This window comes from Enterobacter sp. JBIWA005 (genome assembly GCF_019968805.1).
In the GTDB taxonomy this organism is placed as follows: Bacteria; Pseudomonadota; Gammaproteobacteria; order Enterobacterales; family Enterobacteriaceae; genus Enterobacter; species Enterobacter vonholyi.
Genome location: NZ_CP074159.1, coordinates 2,837,910 through 2,860,577, shown reverse-complemented (window position 1 = coordinate 2,860,577; position 22,668 = coordinate 2,837,910). Strand labels below are relative to the sequence as shown.

Annotated in this window: 33 protein-coding genes and 1 pseudogene; 28 read left to right on the top strand and 6 right to left on the bottom strand. The window is 53.2% G+C overall.

Annotation, left to right across the window (positions count from 1 at the left end; translation table 11 throughout):
• Positions 1-5: 5 nt before the first annotated feature.
• Positions 6-398, bottom strand: coding sequence for a helix-turn-helix domain-containing protein (locus KGP22_RS13590; protein ID WP_071530941.1), 393 nt, complete (start codon positions 396-398; stop codon positions 6-8).
• 311 nt (positions 399-709) lie between these two features.
• On the opposite strand from KGP22_RS13590, the gene KGP22_RS13585 reads away from it, so the two are divergent.
• From KGP22_RS13585 to KGP22_RS13530, 12 genes are all read left to right on the top strand, one after another.
• The gene (locus tag KGP22_RS13585; RefSeq protein WP_008500353.1) at positions 710-913 is read left to right on the top strand and encodes a hypothetical protein; all 204 of its coding nucleotides are present in this window, start codon (positions 710-712) and stop codon (positions 911-913) included.
• On the top strand, positions 894-1,124 hold the full coding sequence (locus KGP22_RS13580) for a DUF4761 family protein (protein ID WP_223579526.1): 231 nt from the start codon (positions 894-896) through the stop codon (positions 1,122-1,124). Before KGP22_RS13585 ends, KGP22_RS13580 begins: the two co-directional genes overlap by 20 nt.
• Positions 1,114-1,287: a hypothetical protein gene (locus KGP22_RS13575; protein WP_223579524.1), complete on the top strand. Its 174-nt coding sequence runs from the start codon at positions 1,114-1,116 to the stop codon at positions 1,285-1,287. The genes KGP22_RS13580 and KGP22_RS13575 overlap by 11 nt, the downstream gene beginning before the upstream one ends.
• A gap of 12 nt (positions 1,288-1,299) precedes the next feature.
• Positions 1,300-1,527, top strand: coding sequence for a phage filamentation protein Fil family protein (locus tag KGP22_RS13570; RefSeq protein ID WP_223579519.1), 228 nt, complete (start codon positions 1,300-1,302; stop codon positions 1,525-1,527).
• 17 nt (positions 1,528-1,544) lie between these two features.
• The gene (locus KGP22_RS13565; protein ID WP_008500355.1) at positions 1,545-1,817 is read left to right on the top strand and encodes a hypothetical protein; all 273 of its coding nucleotides are present in this window, start codon (positions 1,545-1,547) and stop codon (positions 1,815-1,817) included.
• A gap of 67 nt (positions 1,818-1,884) precedes the next feature.
• Positions 1,885-2,109 carry a hypothetical protein gene (locus KGP22_RS13560; RefSeq protein ID WP_008500356.1) on the top strand — a complete coding sequence of 75 codons (225 nt, stop codon included), beginning with the start codon at positions 1,885-1,887 and terminating at the stop codon, positions 2,107-2,109.
• Positions 2,106-2,657 carry a 3'-5' exonuclease gene (locus KGP22_RS13555; protein ID WP_008500357.1) on the top strand — a complete coding sequence of 184 codons (552 nt, stop codon included), beginning with the start codon at positions 2,106-2,108 and terminating at the stop codon, positions 2,655-2,657. The genes KGP22_RS13560 and KGP22_RS13555 overlap by 4 nt, the downstream gene beginning before the upstream one ends.
• A gap of 8 nt (positions 2,658-2,665) precedes the next feature.
• Positions 2,666-2,893, top strand: coding sequence for a hypothetical protein (locus KGP22_RS13550; RefSeq protein ID WP_008500358.1), 228 nt, complete (start codon positions 2,666-2,668; stop codon positions 2,891-2,893).
• A complete protein-coding gene (locus KGP22_RS13545) occupies positions 2,890-3,855 on the top strand; it encodes a Dam family site-specific DNA-(adenine-N6)-methyltransferase (RefSeq protein WP_223579517.1) in 966 nt (321 codons plus the stop codon). The genes KGP22_RS13550 and KGP22_RS13545 overlap by 4 nt, the downstream gene beginning before the upstream one ends.
• The gene (locus KGP22_RS13540; RefSeq protein WP_000152897.1) at positions 3,855-4,061 is read left to right on the top strand and encodes a hypothetical protein; all 207 of its coding nucleotides are present in this window, start codon (positions 3,855-3,857) and stop codon (positions 4,059-4,061) included. Before KGP22_RS13545 ends, KGP22_RS13540 begins: the two co-directional genes overlap by 1 nt.
• On the top strand, positions 4,058-4,231 hold the full coding sequence (locus tag KGP22_RS13535) for a hypothetical protein (protein ID WP_001098742.1): 174 nt from the start codon (positions 4,058-4,060) through the stop codon (positions 4,229-4,231). Before KGP22_RS13540 ends, KGP22_RS13535 begins: the two co-directional genes overlap by 4 nt.
• Positions 4,232-4,238: 7 nt before the next feature.
• Positions 4,239-6,869, top strand: coding sequence for a replication endonuclease (locus KGP22_RS13530; RefSeq protein ID WP_223579514.1), 2,631 nt, complete (start codon positions 4,239-4,241; stop codon positions 6,867-6,869).
• A gap of 62 nt (positions 6,870-6,931) precedes the next feature.
• Here KGP22_RS13530 and KGP22_RS13525 read toward each other — a convergent pair whose 3' ends face one another.
• The 3 genes from KGP22_RS13525 to KGP22_RS13515 all read right to left on the bottom strand — a co-directional run bounded on the left by KGP22_RS13525 (position 6,932) and on the right by KGP22_RS13515 (position 10,961).
• Entirely contained in the window at positions 6,932-7,762 is an 831-nt protein-coding gene (locus KGP22_RS13525; protein WP_223579511.1) for a hypothetical protein, read from the bottom strand.
• A 422-nt stretch (positions 7,763-8,184) separates the two neighbouring features.
• The gene (locus KGP22_RS13520) at positions 8,185-9,237 is read right to left on the bottom strand and encodes a phage portal protein (RefSeq protein WP_000043651.1); all 1,053 of its coding nucleotides are present in this window, start codon (positions 9,235-9,237) and stop codon (positions 8,185-8,187) included.
• 2 nt (positions 9,238-9,239) lie between these two features.
• A complete protein-coding gene (locus KGP22_RS13515) occupies positions 9,240-10,961 on the bottom strand; it encodes a terminase family protein (protein ID WP_223579508.1) in 1,722 nt (573 codons plus the stop codon).
• 160 nt (positions 10,962-11,121) lie between these two features.
• Here KGP22_RS13515 and KGP22_RS13510 point away from each other — a divergent pair, with 160 nt between their 5' ends.
• From KGP22_RS13510 to KGP22_RS13435, 16 genes and pseudogenes are all read left to right on the top strand, one after another.
• Positions 11,122-11,955 (top strand): GPO family capsid scaffolding protein, encoded by an 834-nt coding sequence (locus tag KGP22_RS13510; RefSeq protein ID WP_223579506.1) that lies wholly within the window; start codon positions 11,122-11,124, stop codon positions 11,953-11,955.
• Between the two features lie 23 nt (positions 11,956-11,978).
• Entirely contained in the window at positions 11,979-13,028 is a 1,050-nt protein-coding gene (locus KGP22_RS13505) for a phage major capsid protein, P2 family (protein ID WP_057063499.1), read from the top strand.
• 46 nt (positions 13,029-13,074) lie between these two features.
• A pseudogene (gene gpM / locus KGP22_RS13500) lies at positions 13,075-13,938 on the top strand (phage terminase small subunit).
• Positions 13,939-14,041: 103 nt separating this feature from the next.
• Positions 14,042-14,539 carry a head completion/stabilization protein gene (locus tag KGP22_RS13495; protein ID WP_038253350.1) on the top strand — a complete coding sequence of 166 codons (498 nt, stop codon included), beginning with the start codon at positions 14,042-14,044 and terminating at the stop codon, positions 14,537-14,539.
• Positions 14,539-14,739 (top strand): tail protein X, encoded by a 201-nt coding sequence (locus KGP22_RS13490; protein ID WP_000864915.1) that lies wholly within the window; start codon positions 14,539-14,541, stop codon positions 14,737-14,739. Before KGP22_RS13495 ends, KGP22_RS13490 begins: the two co-directional genes overlap by 1 nt.
• Positions 14,730-15,011: a hypothetical protein gene (locus tag KGP22_RS13485; RefSeq protein ID WP_223579503.1), complete on the top strand. Its 282-nt coding sequence runs from the start codon at positions 14,730-14,732 to the stop codon at positions 15,009-15,011. Before KGP22_RS13490 ends, KGP22_RS13485 begins: the two co-directional genes overlap by 10 nt.
• Positions 15,008-15,559 (top strand): lysozyme, encoded by a 552-nt coding sequence (locus KGP22_RS13480; RefSeq protein WP_038253339.1) that lies wholly within the window; start codon positions 15,008-15,010, stop codon positions 15,557-15,559. The genes KGP22_RS13485 and KGP22_RS13480 overlap by 4 nt, the downstream gene beginning before the upstream one ends.
• The gene (locus KGP22_RS13475) at positions 15,556-15,951 is read left to right on the top strand and encodes a DUF2570 domain-containing protein (RefSeq protein WP_223579500.1); all 396 of its coding nucleotides are present in this window, start codon (positions 15,556-15,558) and stop codon (positions 15,949-15,951) included. The genes KGP22_RS13480 and KGP22_RS13475 overlap by 4 nt, the downstream gene beginning before the upstream one ends.
• A gap of 141 nt (positions 15,952-16,092) precedes the next feature.
• Complete coding sequence (locus tag KGP22_RS13470) at positions 16,093-16,542, top strand: phage tail protein (RefSeq protein ID WP_010835077.1); 450 nt, start codon at positions 16,093-16,095, stop codon at positions 16,540-16,542.
• Complete coding sequence (locus KGP22_RS13465; RefSeq protein ID WP_223579497.1) at positions 16,539-17,180, top strand: phage virion morphogenesis protein; 642 nt, start codon at positions 16,539-16,541, stop codon at positions 17,178-17,180. Before KGP22_RS13470 ends, KGP22_RS13465 begins: the two co-directional genes overlap by 4 nt.
• Positions 17,180-17,764, top strand: a complete 585-nt coding sequence (locus KGP22_RS13460; RefSeq protein ID WP_198887648.1) for a phage baseplate assembly protein V — start codon at positions 17,180-17,182, stop codon at positions 17,762-17,764. Before KGP22_RS13465 ends, KGP22_RS13460 begins: the two co-directional genes overlap by 1 nt.
• Complete coding sequence (locus tag KGP22_RS13455) at positions 17,761-18,129, top strand: GPW/gp25 family protein (RefSeq protein ID WP_223579494.1); 369 nt, start codon at positions 17,761-17,763, stop codon at positions 18,127-18,129. The genes KGP22_RS13460 and KGP22_RS13455 overlap by 4 nt, the downstream gene beginning before the upstream one ends.
• On the top strand, positions 18,116-19,012 hold the full coding sequence (locus KGP22_RS13450; RefSeq protein ID WP_223579492.1) for a baseplate J/gp47 family protein: 897 nt from the start codon (positions 18,116-18,118) through the stop codon (positions 19,010-19,012). Before KGP22_RS13455 ends, KGP22_RS13450 begins: the two co-directional genes overlap by 14 nt.
• The gene (locus KGP22_RS13445) at positions 19,005-19,619 is read left to right on the top strand and encodes a phage tail protein I (protein WP_008500379.1); all 615 of its coding nucleotides are present in this window, start codon (positions 19,005-19,007) and stop codon (positions 19,617-19,619) included. Before KGP22_RS13450 ends, KGP22_RS13445 begins: the two co-directional genes overlap by 8 nt.
• Positions 19,609-20,907, top strand: coding sequence for a phage tail protein (locus tag KGP22_RS13440; RefSeq protein WP_223579488.1), 1,299 nt, complete (start codon positions 19,609-19,611; stop codon positions 20,905-20,907). Before KGP22_RS13445 ends, KGP22_RS13440 begins: the two co-directional genes overlap by 11 nt.
• A complete protein-coding gene (locus KGP22_RS13435) occupies positions 20,907-21,521 on the top strand; it encodes a tail fiber assembly protein (RefSeq protein WP_223579484.1) in 615 nt (204 codons plus the stop codon). Before KGP22_RS13440 ends, KGP22_RS13435 begins: the two co-directional genes overlap by 1 nt.
• Here the strand turns inward: KGP22_RS13435 and KGP22_RS13430 are convergent.
• Together KGP22_RS13430 and KGP22_RS13425 are read right to left on the bottom strand one after the other, a co-directional pair.
• Positions 21,493-22,092, bottom strand: coding sequence for a tail fiber assembly protein (locus KGP22_RS13430; protein WP_223579481.1), 600 nt, complete (start codon positions 22,090-22,092; stop codon positions 21,493-21,495). The genes KGP22_RS13435 and KGP22_RS13430 overlap by 29 nt on opposite strands.
• Positions 22,092-22,547, bottom strand: coding sequence for a phage tail protein (locus tag KGP22_RS13425; RefSeq protein WP_223579478.1), 456 nt, complete (start codon positions 22,545-22,547; stop codon positions 22,092-22,094). Before KGP22_RS13425 ends, KGP22_RS13430 begins: the two co-directional genes overlap by 1 nt.
• Positions 22,548-22,668 lie beyond the last annotated feature (121 nt).

Here is a 22,668-nt window from a genome sequence, read left to right as displayed (position 1 = left end):
CTTCCCTATTTATTGTTTTCGTTGTAATCCCTGCCAGCAACACGGTTGCCACTTCCTGACACGTTGACTGAGTTTGAAACTGAGTTGCCAGCTGTTAAGGCTGCAAATACAGCAGCTTTGATAGCTAATGGAGCGTTTCTGAAATGATTAATTAGCTCATGCTCGTCCCTTGTTAGTGCAACTCCTCCTGACTCTTGCCCCGTCAAAATGAACTGGACGTTAGCCCCATTCATTGCAAATGAGAGTAAAACATCTCCTCCGGGCACTATTGAGCCTCTCTCGTATTTTCCCCATGTTTCACGCGAAACACCGCACAGAGCCGCTGCCTCAGCCTGACTTAGGGCTAAACGCTTCCTTTCTGATTTCAATCTAATGACGCAATGAGATGTAAAGCTCACATTTACCACCTTGACAAAAGAGATCTATAGATCTCATAATGTTTTCCACAGACACTTAGCAGATCACAATATACCACTATGACACAAGTACAAAACACACAGCGGGCACGTACGCCCAAAAACAGCGTAGCTGGCGGTTCTTTGCCACTGCGTTTGTCCCCTGAAGAACGCTCAGAGATCGAGACCATGGCAGAGGCTGAGTGCCGTTCAGCATCAAACATGGTACGCATCGTCTTTTTGCGTGGCCTTGAATCCATGAAATCTGAGCCGCAACAGCATTCTGGTAATTAACATCGGACACCGAGGTAAAAATGACGGGCGTAACCATCAATATGAATGTTGCAGCTCCTTATATATCTCTGAAGGAGTATTCCAGAATAACCGGGATTCCATTCGAAACATGTCGGCTAATGGTTCGTGATGGGAGAATAATTATCAGACCTAAAGAGTTAACGGGGGGCAAGGTGGAAGTGAATATGATAGCCATGCTCAAGGATGCTATCGCAAACAGTTAACAGGAAAGCCATGCATCAGCTCATTCAACTTAGTCGGCATAGTTATGTTTATCGCGGATTCACGATTCATATGTGTCCAAGAAGATCACGAACTATGCAGAGAGCGTATAGCGTTTTAAATGACGGTAACTATTTCGGCAGAGACTTTGCACTAGCAGAGGCAATGCAGACAATTGATAAACTAAGAAGTGGGGGAAGGAATGAAGCTTGAAATGATTGTTGGGCTTTTATTTTTCTCAATCGTGGTATTGAGCATTATTCAGTTTCTAATCAGATTGCACTGTAAGAAAGTAAGGCAGAAAAGAGAAAAAGCCTTATCAGAATTTAAAGCGCGTCGGGAAGAGGTAGAGCGCAAAGCACGCGGGCAACTTTAACAGGTATACGATATGAACGAAGAGATCCCTTCACTCGCAAGCCTCCTGAAAAATGGTTGTCAGATAACGCACTACCGTAATACGCGGGGCTGGATTGAATGCCCGGACGGGCGTTTCTTTAAGCCGGAACCTAATAAGGTTCGTTTTGTTAAGGGTATGAGCAAACCTTTTATTTATACAAAAAAGATAAATAAAGGTGTGCTGGCTACTCTGGCAAGAGCATTTAAAAAACTCTTGTAATAAGAAAAGGGGCTTACATGTTTACTGAAGAGAAAACATCGTGGGAACGGGAAATGCTGATCCGCGAGGCGGTAGAAAATGCGGAGCAGGGTTTTACCGTAATTTTGAAAAACGGAAATCGCATTATCGTTTCGCCAGATAGCCCATCTATTGATCTGATTATTTACGGGCTAGAGAAAACAATCCGAGGTAATCACGAGCGTGCGCGAATGACCTTTATTGATTTTCTTTATTACTGGCACGAAAGGTTGTTTAAACAGGTTAAAAGAAAACCTCGCCCTAACCACTAATTAAGCAGGCTTAAATTAACGGCATTTATTTTGCCGGGGATTCGTTTTGCCTTTTTCAGGAGGTTGCATGTCGGTTAAGTCAATAAAGCTGGATGGCGAAATAAGTGATCCGGAGTTTGTAGAGATAAGCACCAACGCACGAAAACACGAACGCGCCCACCTTTTGGGGTTGCTTCGTATTTTTGTCGGCCAGCTGAAAAAGGAAAGCGCCACACCAGAAGAGATTTATTCATCAGTCGAGCGGTGGATCGCAAGCCGCGAATTAACCATTAACGAGGGTAACAAACAATGAATAACTTCATGTTAGATATTCGCGCGCTGGGGAAAGCGCCAGACTCGCCGATCTTTGCTATTGAGTGCGTATTCTTCGAGCCATCAACGGGGAAGATTGGCCCGCAATTCTATCGCGCTATAAATATCAGGACGATAGGGGCTATTTATCCTGAAGCTGTTTTGCAGCTCATGAAGGGGGACAACGCGCAGCGTGCTGAGGTTATCAGTGCGGCATGTAGCGAGGTAAGCGCTATACGGTTAGCCTGCCAGTTTATTAACACCACCGCATCAAAACACGAAAACCTCTATTGCTGGTCTGCGGCCAATTCAGCTGATGTGGCTACGCTGGCTCATGCTCTCTCTCGTTATGGCATCTCAGAGCAGCTTCTGCCTCCTTTTGAAATTCGGCATCTCTCAACGTTAATCCACATCGCCGGTATCACCGGATATACACCACACCCGCGCCGCTCGACGGCAACCTACATGCTGACCGATGCCGTATATCGGGCAGAGCAGGTTTGCGAGGTCTGGCAGCGTCTGACCAGTCCTCACTTTGAATCCCTGTGAGGCCAGCCATGCATCCGCGTCTTTCAGTCGTTTGCAGCGCGCCATTGCCTGTATGCACCAGGGCGATTGCCGCCCTGAAATGTTTTTCACGTGGTCAGCGCAACTTCACCCGCATCAAGCCGCACGCCTATCTCGTGATCCGTATTGGCCGCCGCTGGCGCTTGCTTAGCAAGAACGGCGGCGCTCAGTGGCGACTCATGACCCATGAAACCTACAACCAGGAGTTTCGCAAATGATCAGATCGCCAATTAAATGGGTGGGAGGAAAAACCCGCGTTATGCCGCAGCTGCTTAAGCGTTTGCCGAAAGCGGATTGTCTGATTGAGCCGTTTGTGGGCAGTGGAACTGTGTTTATGAACACGGATTACCGCCGCTACGTTCTCTGCGACAGCAATATCGCGCTGATTAATTTTTTCCGACAATTAACCGGCCGCAAAGAAGACGCTATTGCCGCCTGCCGCTGGGCTTTCAAAGGCGGAAACAGTGCGGAGGAATACTACAGACGGCGCACAGAGTTCAATTCACTGGCCCGCCAGGCTGACTCCGATCCGGACGCAGCAATGCTTTATGCCGCGTATTTCCTGTATCTGAATCGCCATGGCTATAACGGTCTGTATCGCGTTAACCAGAAGGGTGAATTCAACGTTTCATTCGGTAAGTATGCCGAACCTTACTTTCCTGAAGCGGAAATGCGCTTATTCGCCGAAAAGGCCAGCGACACAAAAGCGGTCTTTATCCATAGTGATTTCCGCCAATCTATCCCTGACGTTATGCAACTCGCGCATGACGCGGTGATTTATTGTGACCCACCCTATATCCCTGCGAGCGACACCGCCAATTTCACCGCATACGGCAAACCCTTTACCCTAGATGATCATCGCGCTCTGGTAGCGGCTCTTGTGGCTGTTAACCGTCAGTACGCCACCCGCTCGATCATCTCAAACAGCGACACGCCTGATACCCGCGAAATTTATTCCGCCTTCAACCTTCACTCCCTGAGTGTCCGCCGCTCTGTGAGCGCCAAAAGCCGCGATATGGCTGGCGAGGTTATTGGCGTTCTTCGCGTGTGTGATGGCTGCGAGCGTGCTGGCGGTGGTTGCTGTCCGGATTGTGGGCCGGTAGTGGGGAATGCGACTTACGGCGAGATGTTTTTAGGCTTTGACCCTGCCAAGGGCTGTGAAACGCAGGAGCCTTTCTGATGACCATTAAAAAGACTCATACGGGCATCGTTATAACCAAAGACGGCCCGCAGCGCAAGAAGCTGCACCAGACGGAATCCATGTGGGTAGTCGGCAAAACAGAGTGCTACCGGAAAGACACCGGCAAACGTCACTTTGCCGAACATACCCGCCGTCGATTGCTGCTTGACTCAATCGAAGAGATTCGGGAGGTCGCCACCCGATGAACACAGTTGATGCAGTGATCACTCGCGTGCTCGACGTTCGCCCATACCGCCATTTCTGGATCGTTGAGGTGGAGGTATTGAGTTGGGGCAGGTACAGCCGTACGACCATTATCCGTGATACCGAAAAAGATGCTCGCCAGGTTCAGCCCGGTGACACAGTGACGGTTTAGGTGGTGTATGTCAGATCTCACCGCCTTAGCATGGGAATGGAATACCAAACGGCAGGCCATCAACCCCCATAAAACCGAAAGTTCAGCCATTGAGTATCTGACACCGAAAGGCGAGCGCAGGGCGCTCGCTTATGGTGATCTGGTTGATACGGTCTACCGCGCACCATTGCGCCCGCGCGAGGGCGATGCGCGTGAGGCATTTGATCGAAAAGGCCGCGCTAACTACCTCCGCCGCCGGGTGCAAACGCTCCCGGCGTTTATCCGTAAGCGCTTCTCGCAGCACCTTGAAAACCTCGAACGCAGCAAACCAAAAGACGTCGTGCGTTGGCTGTTCGGTACGTTTGAGCGTCATGTCTTACGCCGTGTTGATGCGGTTAACGCGCAATACCTCCCACAAAGTACGCTCCCGGCGCTTCTTCTTCCGCTGCGTGATGAATTTCACCTGCTGCCGTGGGCGGACAAAAAGCGTCTGAAAAGACTGGCGTATAAGCTTGCGAACTTGATGAAAAGCGAGTTTATGCGCGAGTTTGATTTTCAGTATGAGCAAACATCCGATCTCGAGTTTTCGTCGATTTACGCGTACGGGGCTATAGCGAGCAAAGCGGCGACGCTCAATATCGCGATCCCCGGATGGGCGCGTTATTGCGACGAAGAACTGGACGCCGACGAGGCGCTGCGTGCCGCTGGCAGACTTCATTCCGAAAAATGGTGGCTTAACAAAATCCGCCGCATCCATGACTGCTGGCGCGAACATCTAATGATCGCGACCGGCTACGTCAGCAAAGTGGCTTCACCATATTGCTCTGATCCCTGCTTCAGGGAATGGGTGGCGCAGAAAAAAGCGAACTTCGAATTCCTTCAGGCGATGGACCTGGAAGACCAGGACACCGGCGAGCGCAGCTCATTACTGGATAAGGTGATGGGTAGTGTTTCCAACCCGAAGATCGCGCGGCATGAGCTGATGGTGCGCATGCGCGGGTTTGAGGATATGGCGAATGAAATGGGGCTGGTTGGCATGTTCTACACGCTGACAGCGCCGTCGCGTTACCACTCAACGCATGTCCAGTCAGGCAGACGAAACGATAAGTACCAGCACACCAGCCCGCGACAGACGCAAAAATACCTTTGCAAAGTCTGGGCGCGCGTCAGAGCCAAATGGAGTCGTGAAGGTATCCGCACGTTTGGTTTTCGTGTTGCAGAGCCACACCACGATGGAACCCCTCACTGGCACCTGCTGCTCTTCCTCCGTCCTGAGGAGGTGGAGTATGCAACAGCCATTTTCCGTAAGCATGCCATGAGAGAAGACGGGCAGGAGCCGGGGGCACAGGAGCACCGCTTTACCGTTAAGCCAATCGACGAGCAATTTGGCTCGGCGACGGGCTACATCGCCAAATACATTTCCAAAAATATCGATGGATACGGCATGGATGGTGAGCTTGATCTTGAGTCAGGCCAGCCAGTAAGGGATATGGCAAAGCGCGTGCGTGCCTGGGCTTCACGATGGAATATCCGCCAGTTTCAGCAGATTGGCGGCGCGCCGGTGACCACCTGGCGGGAGCTGCGCCGGTTAGGTGACCGTGAGCTGGTATTGCATCCGGAGCTGGAAGCGGCACGCGCCGCAGCCGATGCGCCAGACTGGCCGGGATATACCAACGCTCAGGGCGGGCCATTTGTCGCGCGCGATTGCCTGCGCGTTCGGCTTAACTATGAATTCACCGAAAACGGCAATGATTATGGTGACACGGTCGCCAAAATTACTGGCGTTTATTGCCCTTATACGGGCAGCGAATCAGTCATTTTCACCCGTACCACCGATTACAAGATTGTGCCGAAGCGTAAGCCGTCGTCGGTCGAGATTTTGACCTTAGAAGGCCGCGCAGCGGCCCCTCGGAGTTCTGTCAATAACTGTACGGGGTGCTCCGGAACGGACGAAAAACCACCGTTAAAAGCGGCGGTGCCAGCTGGTACCACACCGTCAAAACCGGCGATGCATGCCGGTTTTGATCACCCGGACAGTCAAATGACAGAACTTCTGCTGAATATCGAAGACTTGCGCCGATATTCACGCCAGCAGCGGCAGGAAATCACCAGCAGACTGAAAAACTTTGGCCGCGAAAGCTCAGATCAGGCCTTCGAACGTACCGCGCGCGGCTTGCGCACGTCTGTTGATGATGAAACTGCGTTGACGTGGGGGCCAAAAGTGGCAGCTGCGCAAGATCTGAGCCTGACACCGGAAGAGGCAGAACAGCGTTGGCGCGAACAGCTAAGAACCGAGAGTGAGCGGCGCGCGGAAAACTATGCCGCCGCAGTTGCGGAATACCAGCAGAAAAAAGCCGAAGCGGCGCTGCGGCTGGTACAGCAAAGAGTTGCGGAGAAACAAAATGCAGTTAGCCAAGAAACCATCGCCAGCATTGGCGCGCAGCTGCGTAGCTGCAGAATTTTCGTCACTGATGACGTTGTGCGGTCGATTGCTTGCGGTGCGCGAGTTCGTCAAGGGATAAGGCTGCTCGCTATAAATAAAGGACGATTGCAGGAGGTAAGAGTATGGCGAGCAGGTGATAAAAATAAATTAACGACCGAATACATGGCTGTTTGGGATATGATCACTCGTTTGAAGAGTGCGAGTGATCATAAATAACAATCCCAATACCCTTTAAAAATTCCCCTAGGATTAGTCTTTACTAAAAGGTGATTATATTTTCAATTTTTAATCTTTGCCTTTAAGTGTTCATTAATACAATCTTCATTGAAAAGGCTTGGGTAGCTTTTAGTTCCGTATATTTCATAGGTGTCATTGTTTTTGTCGTCGTAATAAATAACGACATCTTTTGGAGTGAGATCCCATATATAAAATCTCTCTTGGCATGGAGTGATGCTCCCGAAATTGTTAATTAAAAAATCTTTAAGAGATAGGTTTTCTAAAAACTTCCTCTTTTCCTTATCAAGAGTTAAAGTATTTTCTTTAAAAACAACGATGTGAGATATTTTGTCTTTTGGGTTTTTACTTCTTGAGGAAAAGTAATACACAATATGATCAATGCCACCATAACCATATTTAACAGAAATATAGCCATAATCTTCATCAGTGATTGCCCTGGGGGTGCCGTAGTATTTAATTAGAGACTCTCGATCATCACCAATGCTAATTCCATCATAACCAATGGGTAATAATGCACCTTTTTGATATAGGTTACTTAATTTTGAAAAGCTCAAAAATTTTTGCATGTTGTCAAGTTTTTCGACGGCACTATCTCGTTCACTTTGGATTTTTTTTATTTCACTATTTTTGAAATTATTTAGAATTGTTATTTCATTATCTTTCTTTTCTACAGAGGAATTGTTTTTATTTGTTAGCTCATTTATTAATAATTCTTTGTTTTCAATATTCTTTTGAAGATCGATGATTTTATTATGATCTTCTTTCTGATACACAGGGATTACATAAGTAAATACGATGAATAGAGTTGTGGTCAAAACGGCTGAACCCGCAATAAAAGCAGTTATAATAGGATTGCTCTTCCAGTCGGACACTTCAAAAATCTCCAATAAATATCGTTGAGATGCCATAGTAATGGTTTGAGCAAATTTGCACAATTATGCACAATTTCAGAAAAGTAGTTACTGACCCTTCAGGCCAGAATTGGCGAGGCTTTGACTGACTGCACAAAGTGCACAAAAAGAGGCCGGTTTAGCGCGCAGGCGAGGCGGGGGAGCAAGCGCGCGCAAAGGGGGTCAGGCAGGGGGGGGCATATCCTTCGCCACTCGCCGCCTGCTGGGCGCTCATGTTGATGGTTGAGCGAAGCGGCAGCGCGAGAGAAGTCGCGCCAGAAGCTCGCATGCTGCGTCTGGTAGGGGGAGTGATTTATTTGTGTTTCGTGAGTGGCCTATATGGCCGGAAATGATGGTGCTGCGGGTGGTACCGCACCGCCAGAAATGACGATGCGGCCAGGAGATCACTTCGTGGGTTCAAGCAAAGCGTAAGGGTTGAAGCGAATCACTTCCTCACCCAGCCAGTCGTTAACATGCTTCATGGCCTCCATGCAGGGTGTCAGCTCGTTGACGGCGAACACGCGGGCGGCTTTCTCAATATCACCGAATGAACCGTTCCCTTCCGGAATGGCGCCCATCAGTTGCGGCGGCACCCGGTGCGCTGCCAGCATGTCATCGCGGGTGGAAGACTTTACCCCCACAAACTCATCCTTAGCCGATATCTGGCTGAATGGCAGTATTTGCACTGAGTCTTTGCCGCCGTTAGGTGCGTGCAGAAGGATGTTCTTAAACGCACCGCCGCGCCGGGTATCCGTCAGCGTCTTTTTGAGCTTATCAAGGCTCTCCTGGTCGGCCATCGCGCTGTTAACGTAGACGATGCAGCCAGCGTGTGAGCCGTTGTCGTAGTAGAGCTTTCTGAACTTGTCAGCAGAATGGGCCAGGTTTGCAGACAGCAGGCCAGCGAAATACTCAGGCATGCCGTATATTTCCTGGTGAATATCCGGGCTGAGAACGTGGCATACCGAGCCCGTTGAAAACATGTGATCCTGTAGCCCGGCCTGAATAAACCAGTAAGTGTCCAGGTCAGAACCACGGCGTGTGTATTTTGCCAGCGAGTGACGAAAGCCAAAGGAACCACCAAGCCGGTTTTTTCGCATCTCAAGATAGCCATTCCCGAAGACAAACCAGTCCAGCGCGAAGGCGGAGAACACCTGGCGGGAAAGAAGTTTGTGCGGGATAAAGCATCCGGCAAGGACATTGCGCTTGAAATAAAGCGCCGACTGGTGCCAGCTCGCATAGCCAAACTGACGGGCGAGGCCATACCAGTCAATAGGGGTTTCGTAGTATCGCCCGTTGTCTGCGCAATACATGTTATCAAGCAGGTCGCTGGCACCACTCACCGGCCATGGGCCGTCGAAGGTGAATGAGTTCAGCTCCGGTGATGCTTTCAGTGAGGCGGCGAGATCTGCCTGCTCCCTGGCATACTTCCTGCCGCGTGTGGGTCTTTGTTTGCTCAAGGTTAATACTCCGTAACTGTCATACTGCTGCCGCCTTCTTGTCCCAGCGGTTCGTTAATGGTGGCAAGCATCGTCGCCCATGCGAGATCGCCATGACTGACGCCGCGAGAGCGGTCCGTGTCGTAAGTGACAACGCCTCCAGGGGTAACGATCTTGCGGACAGAGTTGAATGCACCAACCAGGTCAAGCTCACCACGATCAAACTCCCAGCGCCCGCCACGAATCAGCTGTTGCATCTTCAGCACGAGCATTCGCTTGCTGGACGGTGAGAACTGGTAACAAACCGCTGCCGGGAAATGCTTTTTAACCAGCTGATAAACCGCTTCACCAATACCGGTGCCATCGATCCCAATGTGCTGCACGTTGTACCGGGTGAGCATGCCGATAATGAGATTGGCCTGCTCTTCGAACTCCATCCCTCGTATGCTTAGTGTCTCAATCGTGCGGAACTTGCCGCCGGGCACCATCGGCACAGCGTTAACGGATATGGCTCCACTGTCCCCATTGCCGCTGGCGCCGTTCGGGTCGTAGCCAATCCAGACGGGACGATCAGCCATGGGGCGGGCCGCATATGGCCGCCAGTCGGGCCAGTCGTCATAACCATCAGCGCCGCATGCCAGTAGCCTGTTATAGTCAAAGGCGCTTTCACCGCTTTTGATGAACTGGCATCCGTACAGGTTGTCGTATTCCTCCGGGCTGTTCTCTTCCCTGATTTCGTCGATATCAGTCAGATCCCATCCATGGTCGATAGCATCCTGCAACGTGACAATCTGCCTCCAGATCTTGTCCGGGCACATCAGGCCGCTGTTAAGTGTTTTCCAGGATGTATCAAACTCAATGCGCTTGCCATGGCTGCGACCTTTGTTAAATGCTTCACCTGTCCAGAATGGATAAGCCTCATGGCTTTCGGCTGAAGGGGTGGAGAAATAGGTACGCGTTAGGCCTTTTAGCGTTGCCATGGCGCCCGCGACTTTTTTCAGGTTGGCAAACTGGCCTACCCAAAAGAATTCGTCGAAATACAGGTTGCCCGTGTATGACTGAGCGGTAGCCGCTGACGTGCCAAGAAAATGCAGCTCGGCGCCGTTGAACAGCTGGATCATGTCGCCGCCCTTAAGCTCCACGTCAACTTCTTCGGCGGCCGAGCGAATGAAACTACGAAACTGGTACGCCTGGCGGCGGCTTGCCGATAAAAAGATTTGGTTGCGCTGATGCTTATATTTCACATCCTCAGACAGGGCGCGCACCAGAGCTTCACGTGCGAAATACCACGTCGCGCCAACCTGACGGCTTTTCAGGATCATGCGGTTGCGCCAGTGGTGATTGTCATACCACCCTTTCTGGTGCCAGTGCAGAGAGCCGAGAATGTTCTCCCGCAGCGCGGCAATCTGCGACTCTGAGAAATAGTTTTGCTTTTTGCGGATCTTTTTCTTCGGCTGGGTGGCTGCTGTGCCGTTATCCAGCTTTTTCAGCTGACGGGTGAGCAGGTCAATCTCTTTGAAATCACCGCCGGTCTTTTTGTCTTTGCCAGTGAGCTGAATTAGCCTGGCATCAATGGATGTTGTCACGCGCTGGATCGGCGGTGTGGCGTCCCATTCATCTCGCTTTTTCCATGAGTAAACCGTGTTCTGGTTGATCCCCATCAGGCGTGCGATCTCTGCTGGCGGGTAGCCCTGCCAGTAAAGCTGTCGTGCACGCTGCATGATGAATGCTTCTTCAATCGCCATTAATCCTCCTCGCTTCCTGCCGGGGAGATTAACCCGCGCGCGCGTACCCTTGCGCTCGCTTTAGGTTGTAGTGCTCCGCTCACAACAACAACGCGTTGAGGGGGGATGCGTCCCCCTGCCATCATCTCCGGGAACTCAGAAAACAAGCGAGTAAACGAACATGGCAGGCACAGCAAAACCACGTAAGAAGTTTCGCGTGGCCGTCTCCGGAAATACCGTTGACGGGCGCGAAATTCAACCGCAGCACCTTCGCGATGCGGCAGCAAATTACAACCCTGAGGTGTATGGCGCGCGGGTCAACATTGAGCACTATCTCTCTATGTTCCCGAACAGCGATTTCGGGGCGATGGGGGATGTGGTAGCCCTCAGCACTGAAGACATCACCGAAGGTGCACTGGCGGGGCGCACTGCGCTTTATGCCGAAATCGAACCATCCGAGCGCATGGTGCAGATGACCGACAAAGGGCAAAAAGTCTATTCCAGTATTGAGCTGCATCCGCAGTTTGCCCTCAACGGCAAAGCCTATGTTGTCGGGCTGGCAATGACCGATACCCCGGCGAGCCTGGGCACTGAGCGTCTTAAATTTGCCTCACAGCAGCGTGCATCGGTGATGGCCTTCAATAACCAGCAGGGTGAGGCGCCGATGTTCACCGAAGCGCTTGAAGCAGAGGTGCTCGAGCTGACCGCCCAGCGTAGCGATGAAGGTGCTAAGTGGTTTAATCGCGTGATGAGCATTATTGGCAAAGGTCAGAAAACGGACGATCAGCGCTTCAGTCAGATGCATCAGGTCGTTGAGGCCGTGGCGCAATCTCAATCCGAGCAAATTGATCGCTTCAGTGTCGCAGAGCAGGAGCGCCAGGAGGATAAGGCCGCTATCCAGAAGCTGACCACTGAGCTTGCGGAGCTGCGCCAGAAGCTGGTGAGCACTGAAGCTTCCTTCAGTCAGCGACCACCTGCGAACGGCGGCGCCAACGCGCAGCTGGCTGATTACTGATATCCACTACGAGAGCAGAGAACATGGAAAACAATACCCGCCAGCTGTTTGATCAGTACATTGCACAACAGGCGCGCTTAAACGGCGTATCGACTGCGGCAGTCGCTGCGAAATTTGCGGTAGACCCTGCGCGTCAGCAGCGCATGGAGCAGGCCGCACAGGAGAGTGATTCTTTCCTGAGCAAAATTAACGTGTTTGGCGTTAATCAGCAGATTGGTCAGAAAGTGCTGATTGGCAGCAAAGGCCCGATGGCTGGCGTTAACAACAGCACCACCAACCGTCGTAATCCAGGGGCTAACCATTCAATGGAGCCGTTTGATTATATGTGCCGCAAGGTCAACTACGACTACGGGATCAGCTATGAACAGCTTGATGCCTGGGCGCATATGCCGGAATTCCAGCCCTTGATCAGCAAGGCGATGGCTCGCCAGATGTCACTTGACCGCATCATGATCGGTTTCAACGGCACCAAATACAGCGATCCATCAGACCGCGCGGCTAACCCGCTGTTACAGGATTGTGGTATTGGCTGGCTGGAGAAAATCCGTACCGAAGCCTCACACCGCGTGATTTCCGGCGTCACGATCACTTCCCGTGATGAAGATAACAAGGTTATTGCGAAAGGGACTTACGGCAACCTGGGCGCGGCGGTGTATGACGCCAAAAACAGCCTGATGGATGAGTGGCACAAACGTAATCCTGACAACGTGGTGATCCTGGCGGGCGACCTGTTGACCACCGGCAACTTCCCGGCGATTAACGCCATGAGCCAGACCAACCCGAACACCGAAATGCTGGCCGGTCAGCTGATTGTCGCGCAGGAACGTGTCGGCAATATGCCGACCTTTATCGCGCCGTACTTCCCGGTCAATGGCGTACTGATCACGCCATTTAAAAACCTGTCCGTGTACTACCAGCGCGGTGGAATGCGTAGGACGATCAAGGAAGAGCCGGAATACAACCGTATTGCGACCTATCAGTCATCGAATGATGACTTTGTGATCGAGGACTACGGCAACGTCGCATTCATTGACGGCATTACTTTTGCCGAGGCGCCGGAAGGCGGCGCATAACCGCACACTGGCGGGCTTAGGCCCGCCGTTCATCGGGGAAGAAACAATGCTGACACCGGCACAACGACATTTTCAACGCGTCATGGCTGAGCGCCATGGCAAGGCAGATGATCTGTCAGAAACGGCGCGTACTGCGCACGAGCAAATTCTGCACCGCATGCGTATGGATATGAGTGCGCTGAAGAAAATTCAGGGCGAACAGGCGAAAGCCGCGCTTAAACGCCAGCTGCTACCCAATTATGAGGGGTAGATTGAAGGAACGCTGGAGGGAGACAGCGGGCGACAGGATGAAGTGATCACGCGCCTGATGATTTGGGCGATTGATATTCGGGATTATCCGCTGGCCGTGCGCATCGGGCGGTATGTCATCGCGCACAATCTGGCAATGCCAGACCGGTTTAACCGCACGGCAGCGACAGCGCTGGTCGATGAGATTTGCGATCCCATTCTGGTGCAGGTCAAGGCGGATGACAGCACTGATGTTAAGCCATATCAGGCGGTGCTCGATGAGGTCCAGGAGATCACTGAAAACAGCGATATGCCAGACGTCGTCCGGGCCAAGCTGTATAAAGCCCGCGCTTTTGCATTGTGCAACGGCACTGCTGATGAACAGGCGACTGCGCTGGAACTGTTGCGCCGCGCGCTGAATCTCGACTCCGGCGCCGGGGTGAAAAAGCTGATCGATAAGCTTGCCAGGCAGGTAAAAAAAGCCTCTGCGGAGAATGCATCAGGCAGTGAGGGTGCAGACCAGAGCGGGGGCGAAGAGGGCAATAATCATGCTGCAGCAACGCCGGAAGTGACGGTGCCAGATGCCAGAAAGCCAGCCGCCAAAAACAACCCTGGCAGCACAACACGTAAAACGGCGGCCCGCAAAACAACGACGAAAAAGCCCACCGCCGATAAAAAATAACCGACTTGCGCCCCGTGCGCTGGCGGCGCGGGCGGAGATCTGCAACGCATCGCGTTAGCTTTTCTCCGTCCGCTCACCGCCAACCTTTTCTGGAGACTACACGATGAGCCTTGTGGCCCCTCGCACAGTTACCCCCTCTGCGGAGGATGTGCCGGACGTGGATGACGGCGGAGAGAAAGTCACCGCCGGGGAGTTCTGGCCCGAGATAGTGCTGAGCAACGTCCGTAAGGAGATGCGGATCACCGGTGCGGTTACCACTTCGCGTTTAAAGCAGGTGGTCATCGAAGCCGTAGCCCACACAGCTGACCAGCTGAAGCAATGGCAGGCTGAACAGATCGGGGCCGGATATGCCAGTTTAGCCGCTGTACCGGCCATGGTGATTAACGACGAGAGCGTAAAGGTATATCGCTGGCGCCGCGCAGTTTACAGCATCTCGCGGGCCCTGCTGATCGAGACTTTCCGCGATGTTGACACCACGGGCGACGCGGGCGAAAAGCGCGCCGCCGCGCTCGCAACCCAGGCGAATGATCACTGGCGTGATGCGCGCTGGGCTATCTCGGATATTCAGGGCGTGGTCCGTAACTCTGCGGAGGCGTTCTGATGAAAGTGAAGGCATTGCAGGGCGATACAGTGGATTTGTTGTGTCAGCGTCACTACGGCATCACCCAGGGCGTGACCGAGATCGTACTGGCTGCGAATCATGCGCTGGCCGGTCAGATCTTCCTTGATGCAGGGCAGGAAGTTGAACTGCCTGACGTCGACACCTCTGCGACAAAGGAGACCGTTCAATTATGGAGCTGATAAACCGCCTCTGGAACTGGACGGTGTACCTCTGGTCGATGCTGCTGACGGGCGTCGGCATGATGACGCAGAAGGACTGGCTGGCTTTCATTGCTGCGCTCACCGGGATCGTGGTTGCCGTGCTGGGTGAGCTTCATCGCCGCCGGATGTCCCGCATCCATGAAACCAATAATATTCTGCTGAATGAATTGATCGATGCGATTCGGGACGATACCGAGAACCGGCAGGACGTGAAGGAGTTAATCCGGACTATCAGGGAGTCACCGCGATGAAAAGAGGAATTATTGCCTGTTCTGTTGCGGCGATTGTTTCTCTCGCAGCGGCACTCTGGCCGCAGACGCTGCGCACAAGTCCTGAAGCGCAGCTGAAGATGGCGAAATACGAGGATTGCCGAAAGACGCCGTATTACTGCCCGGCGGGTGTGCTGACCGTTGGCATGGGGTCGACCAGCAACGTGCAGAACCGCGAATACGCCGAGCGCGAGATCGCCGAGCGATGGGTGAATGACCTGTTTCGTGCTGAGAAATGCGTAAACCGCGAGTTTAATGGCACAGCTGCACCACAACGGGTTTTCGAAGCGCTGACTGACGGCGCATTTAACGTCGGTTGTGGTGGTCTTGGCTGGTACACCAACAAAAAGGGCCAGAAGGTCAGAACAACAATCTGGCGCAATGCGCAGGATGGCAACTGGCAGGGCGTTTGCGAGCGACTCACAGACTTTGTCAACTCCGGCGGAAATCGTCTGCCGGGGCTGGTAAAGCGCCGGGAAGAGTTTCGGGACTGGTGCCTCTCAGAGCCTGAGCTGAAGGGGGCGAAATGAAAGCGCTGGGTGTATTTACCGTTTTTATTTCCCTTCTGCTGGTCATCGCAGGCGTCAGGCTGACGCTGGAGAGCAGTAAGCGAGAGGCCGCAGAGACGGCCCTTGGAGAAGCCAACCAGAAGCTTAAGCAAACCGGTGATGTGCTGGCCGAGATCAGGGCGTTACGTAACGACGTGAACGAAGTGGCCGCTGGTCTGAAAACACTGGCTCAGAAGCGTAGCGATACAGGGGAAAAGCGCCGTGAAAATATCAAAACTGAGCTGGCCGGTGATAAATGTGCCGCTGTGCCTGTACCTGACCGTGTGGCTGACAGCCTGTACCAGCGAGCCGCCGAAGTCAGCGCCGGTGATTATTCAGGAACCTTTACCGGAAAGCCTGACGGCAAAAACTGAAACGCCAGCACCGCCAAAACCAATGACATACGGGAGCCTCGCTCCGTGGTCCGATGCGCTGCTGGATGCGCTGGACACATGCAACGCCGATAAGGCGGGTATCAGAGAGCTGGAACTGCGGCGAATCGCCAGGGGGATAAAGTGAAAAAAGCAGAGTTGATGCGTGAAGCCCTGATAGCCGGTAACACCTGGTGTAAGGCCAACCCGGAGCAAATTACCGTCTGGGTGGAAAAAGGCAATATCGGCATTGAAGCGACCGGCGAACCGTCTTTCATGTACCTCTACACCATCAATATTCTCGCCGTGGAATTCCCCGGGGCGGTTGATGATCTGATGCTGCCGATCATGGCCTGGGCCTGGCAATATCAGCCTGATTTACTGCTGAATCCTGACAATAACCGCAAGGTGGAGTTTGACGCTGACATTATCAGCGACGACCTGGCCGATCTTCTGTTCAAGGTGCCGGTCTGGGAGCGCGTCATGGTGGAAACCGTTGACGGGAAGCCCGTCGCGAAGCACCTGAGCGAAGACCGCCCGCGCATCAATGGCGGAGAGTGGGAAGTGGTATTTGGCGGAGGAGAGCTGGCATGACCGATGATGCCGCGCTGTTTCATCAACTCGATCAGGTTTTTGCAGACATCCTGTCCGCAATGGCGCCAGCACGCCGGTTGCGTACAGCGCGCGGAATAGCGACTGCCCTACGTCGAAGTCAGAGCCAGCGCATCGGTAAGCAGACTGCTCCGGATGGTACGAAATACCCGAAGCGCCGCCGTCGCGTACTGAAGTCACGCGCTGAGATCGGCTTTATCTGGAAAGGGGAAGAGCGCCATCTGCGCAACTGGCGGGCAACCCGTGGAAGTCGCGGGCGTATGCTGACCGGATTTGATGAAGGGAAAGGTGCCGTGCGTTCGTTCTATCGTGCGGATATTGAGCGTTACCTTGAACTCAACGCCAGCGAGACGCGCCGCGATACCACGAAAAGCGATCCTATGTTTCGTCGACTGCGCACAGCTCGTTTTCTGAAAGCAAGCGCCACTTCTGAGGGGGCTGTAGTTGGTTTTTCTGGTGCAGTTGCCCGTATTGCCCGCGTTCACCAGTACGGACTGCGGGACCGGGTAAACGACAGTGGCGCGATGGCAAGCTATCCGCGCCGTGAGTTGCTCGGCCTGAGCAAGGCGGACCGCATGGCTATTGCCCGGCAGGTCATTGATTCTCTGGGGGTGAGCTGATGGATCTGGCTGAAGTCATTCGCCTGCTGGAAAACATCGTTCGCACCGGTACGGTGACGGAGATTGACGAGGAAAAGTGGCGGGTAAGGGTAAAAAGCGGAGAGCTGGATTCCACCTGGCTGCGCTGGAATGCACAGCGTGCAGGCGCTTTCAGCTTCTGGGTGCCGCCGTCTGTTGGCGAGCAGGTATGGTTCCTGTGCCTTGGGGGTAACACTACCGCCGCGATCATCGGGGGAAGTCTTTACAGCAACGACAATCCGGCGCCAGGTATATCGGCAAAAGAAATGATCGTGACCGCGCCGGATGGAGCGAAGTTTCGCTATGACGCAGAAGCAGGGGCTTTGCAGGTCAGCGGCATCAAATCAGCAACGATTGAGGCGTCGGTTAAGGTCTTGCTGAAAACGCCACTGGTCGAGTGTACCGAGATGCTGAAAACCAAGAATTTCACCGTTACGGAAGGCGGCGAAATGCAGGGGGACTTTACGCACACTGGCGGTGCATTCATCTCAAACGGTGTGCAGGTTGATGATCATGGACATGGTGGAGTGCAGCGTGGCGGAAGCTGGACGGAGGGCACGCGATGACGGTGCGTTATACCGGGATGAATCCTGATAGCACGGGAACGCTGACGGACTCCGCCCACGTGTGGCAGTCAGCCAGTGACATTCTTAACACCCCGATCGGCTCGCGGGTCATGCGCCGTGACTACGGCTCTCTCGTTCCTGATCTGATTGATGGTCCGCAAAACGACGTTACACGCATGCAGCTGATGAGCGCGGTGGTTATTGCGCTGGCGACATGGGAACCGCGGATCACGCTGAGCATCGTGGATGTGCGTTATTCGCAGTCCGGAGCAGTGGAGGCGGGATTGTCAGGGGCTCTGACGGAATCTATGGAACAGCAGACGACAACCTTAACACTCAGGAAAAGCAGCAATGGCAACAGTTGATTTGGCGCAGCTACCGCCGCCGCAGATTATTGAGGCGCTGGATTTTGAAGTGATTCTGGCGGATGTCAAAGCCGTCATGATCGCGGCTTTCCCTGATGAACAACAGGCTTCTGTTGCCGCTGCGTTAAAACTTGAGTCTGAACCCCTGACCATACTGGCGCAGGTGATTGCCTACCGGGAATTAATACTGCGCCAGCGAATCAATGAGGGGGCTGCGGCCTGCATGTTGAGTCATTCCGTCTCCACCGATCTTGATAACCTTGCGGGTAACCTGAACACCGAGCGCCTGGTTCGTATTCCGGCTACCGAAACCACCGATGCAGAGATGGAAAGCGATACCGCACTGCGTCTGCGCGCGCAATCCGCTTTTGAAGGGTTGAGCGTTGCTGGCCCTACCGGTGCATACGAATATTTTGCGAAGAGTGCCAGCGGAAAAGTTGCAGATGCCAGGGCAACCAGCCCATCACCCGCTGTTGTCGTCGTGTCCATTCTGTCTACCGAAGGGGATGGCACGGCGAGCGACGAGCTGATCGCAACAGTAAACGATACGCTCTCAGCGGATGATAAGCGGCCTGTCGCTGACCGGCTAACCGTCCAGTCAGCGGAGATTGTGAATTATGAAATTGACGCTCTGCTTTATCTCTATCCGGGGCCGGAATCTGAGCCGATCCTGAGTGCGGCAGATGATGCACTGCGGGCATGGCTGGCAGAGCAGGGGAAAATCGGTCGCGATGTTGCGCGTTCGGCCATTATGGCCGCTCTGCATGTGCAGGGGGTGCAGCGTGTAGTCTTGCTGAACCCTCCGGAAGATATCGTGATCGATGATACCCAGGCGGCACGATGTATTTCGCACACCATCAACGTAGGGGGAACGGATGAATAACAGCCTCCTGCCGCCTTCAGCCAGCACCTTCATGCGGAATGCGGAGAAACCGACGGCGCGGATCAGCGGTATTCCTGTCGACCTTCGAAAGCTCTGGAATCCGGATGAATGCCCCGTGGAGTTTTTACCCTATCTTGCCTGGGCGTTGTCTGTTGATCGCTGGGATAAGCGCTGGTCTGAACAGACTAAGAGGCAGGTAATCAAAGCCTCCTGGCTTGTCCATCGTCACAAAGGCACGATTTCAGCGCTGAGGCGCGTTGTTGAACCTTTCGGCTATTTGCTGAGGGTGATTGAGTGGTGGCAGAACGGCGAGGAGCCAGGCACTTTCCGGCTTGAAATCGGCATTCAGGATGAGGGGATCACCGAGGAAACTTATCGGGAGCTTGAGCGCCTGATCGACGATGCAAAACCCAGAAGCCGTCACCTCACCGGCCTTTCACTTTCGCTTCAGTCTCAGGGTTATATCGAAATAGGGGCGGGGTGTTACGTGGGAGATACGTTGACGGTATATCCCTATTTTCCTGAAACCATCGCTGTGGGTGGCAATGACTACACCGGCGCAGCAATCCATTTAATTGATACCGTGGAGATCGCAAGTGGCGACTAAATATCTTGCCCTGTTGACCAATATCGGGGCGGCAAAACTGGCAAAAGCCACGGCGTTGGGTACGAAAGTTGAGATTACCCAACTGGCCGTTGGTGATGGCAATGGTGTACTGCCTACACCGAATCCGGCACAGACTGCCCTCGTACATGAGTTACGCCGCGCCCCTCTGAATATGCTGACGGTGGACCCGGCGAACGCCAGCCAGATCATTGCGGAACAGGTCATACCGGAAGACGTCGGCGGGTGGTGGATTCGTGAGATCGGCCTTTTCGATAAAGATGGCGATATGGTGGCGATTGCCAATTGCGCTGAAACCTATAAGCCTCAGTTGCAGGAGGGGAGCGGGCGCGTTCAGGTTATTCGCGTGATCCTGATTGTCAGCAGCACCGAAGCCGTTACGTTGAAGATTGATCCGGCTGTTGTACTGGCAACACGCCAGTATGTTCACAGCCAGCTGCGCGCGCATGAGCAGTCACGTAATCACCCGGATGCGTCAACGACAGAGAAAGGGCTTGTGCAGCTCAGCAGCAGTGTGACCAGTGACAGCGAATCGCAGGCGGCAACATCGAAGGCCGTTAAAATTGCGATGGATAACGGGAGCGCACGGCTGGCAAAAGATCGCAACCTGTCGGACTTACCCAATACCGCATTAGCACGGCAGAATTTAGAGCTGGGTGACAGCTCGACGCGAAATGTTGGAACAACGGCCGGAACGGTAGCCTCGGGGGATGATGCTCGAATTACCGGGGCGATGCAGAAAAGCCAAAACGGCGGGGATATTCCTGACGTGGCGAAGTTTCTCCAAAACCTTGGTTTAGGGGAAGGCTCTGCGTTACCGGTTGGCGTACCTGTTCCGTGGCCATCAGCAACGCCACCAACGGGGTGGCTTAAGTGCAACGGTTCGGCGTTCACGGCCTCCCAGTATCCTAAGCTGGCTCAGGCCTATCCGGCGCTCAGACTGCCTGATTTACGCGGGGAGTTTATCCGTGGCTGGGATGACGGGCGTGGGGTTGACTCCGGGCGCTCGCTACTGAGTTCACAGACGGGAATGCTGGAAAAACACCGTCATATTATTGTTGCGAATGAAGGCTACGACGCAGCAGAGGAATGGGATATCGGCGTAATTGTTAAATCATCATATGTCCAAGGCAGAGGAATAGATGCTGCTGCACCAGGCACGTTAATTGCCTCCCCAACATTACATACCAAGGGGCGTATCGGAAATACCGGCGGTACTGAGACACGTCCGCGCAACATTGCATTTAACTACATCGTGAGGGCTGCATAATGGCTACAGCAGAACTAAACCAGGACATGATTGCCACGGTAGCCGGTGATATTACTGTGTTTAACTATGACGGTGATACGCGCGAATATCTCTCTTCATCAGTGGAGTATCTGGCTGTGGGGGTCGGTATTCCAGCTTTGTCCTGTACTGACGCGCCAGGAGAGGAAAAAAACGGTTTTACCATCTGCCGTACAGCAGATTTTACCGCTTGGGAATATGTCACGGATCACCGGGGTGAAATGGTCTACAGCACTGAAACCGGCGAGTCCTACATCATTTCTTTGCCCGGTGATTACCCAGAAAAGACCACCATCCTTGCACCCGTCACCCCATACGATATGTGGGATGGCAGCAAGTGGGTCACTGATGCTAACACCCAACATTTAGCTGATGTAGCCAGTGCTGAAGCTGATAAACACTCCAGAATCGATAAGGCCAATGATTACATCAATAGTAAACAGTGGCCCGGCAAAGCAGCTATTGGCCGCCTGAAAATAGACGAACTGGCGCAGTACAATCTGTGGCTGGACTATCTTGATGCACTTGAGGCGGTAGATACATCCAGCGCACCAGACATCAAATGGCCTACACGTCCGGCTTTGGTGGGAGGGTAATGGCAGGCGCGGTGCTGGTATCGACTTTAGTTAGTTTATAGCGGTACCGCTGCCATTCAGCCAAGCGTGGCACGTCATCATCGTCGATATAGCCTCCGGTCTGAGCATCTGCCAGTGGGGTGATTATCGCCGTTGCTTCCGCCAGCAACGCGTTTTTCTGCCGTTCGGCCTCGGCCACATCCGCAGCATGCTGTGCCTTTGTGTCGGTCTCCCACTCGCGCCCGTTCCACTTATCGTATGGTGTGGCAGGAGTCTGCGTGGTGGTATCCTCTGGATAATCACCAGGCTTGGTGATAACAACCTTTTCACCTGTAACTGTGCTGTATAACGTCTCGCCGCGATGGTCGACAATAACCTCCCAGGCTTTGCCATTCTCTGCTCTGCAAACTGTAAAGCCTTCATTAATTGTGCCGGGGGCATCGAGGCACGAATTGGCGGGAATACCCACACCAACTGGCAAGAACTCAACGGATGAAGAGAGATATTCACGGGTCTCACCATCGTAATTAAATACGGTGATATCACCAGCCACTATAGCGATAAGGTTTTTGTCTAACTCTGCTTTTGCCATTATGCGGCCCTCACAATGTAATTAAATGCAATGCTGCGTGGACGGTTTTCAGAGGCGACAGGGACTACTTTAGAGGCATCAAAGCTAAAGTTGACCACCCCATTTCCCTGACCGGGAGGTGACATTGTTAAACCATTTGTTTGAGAAATATTATCCAGAACCCCTCCGAACGCCCCATCGCGATAAATGCTTGGAAACAGCTGGGCATTACCGAACTTACCAGTGATGTTTCTAATCGCGTCCGACTGAGCCGACAGCAGGCTACGCCCGGAATCCACACCTCGTCCGTCATCCCAGCCTCGGATGAATTCACCACGCAGGTCTGGCAATTTGAGTGCGGGATAGGCGAGCGCCAGCTTTGGATATTGTTCGGCAGTGAACGCAGCACCATTGCACTTTAGCCACCCGGTGGGTGGTGTCGCAGATGACCACGGAACAGGTACGCCAACTGGCAAAGCAGAGCCTTCCCCTAAACCAACGTTTTCCGGAAGACATAGTTACTTCTGACGGTGCGGTACCTAACCTGCAGTACAGCCAGAAATGACGATGCTCGATACAATGCGAGGAACTATGGCA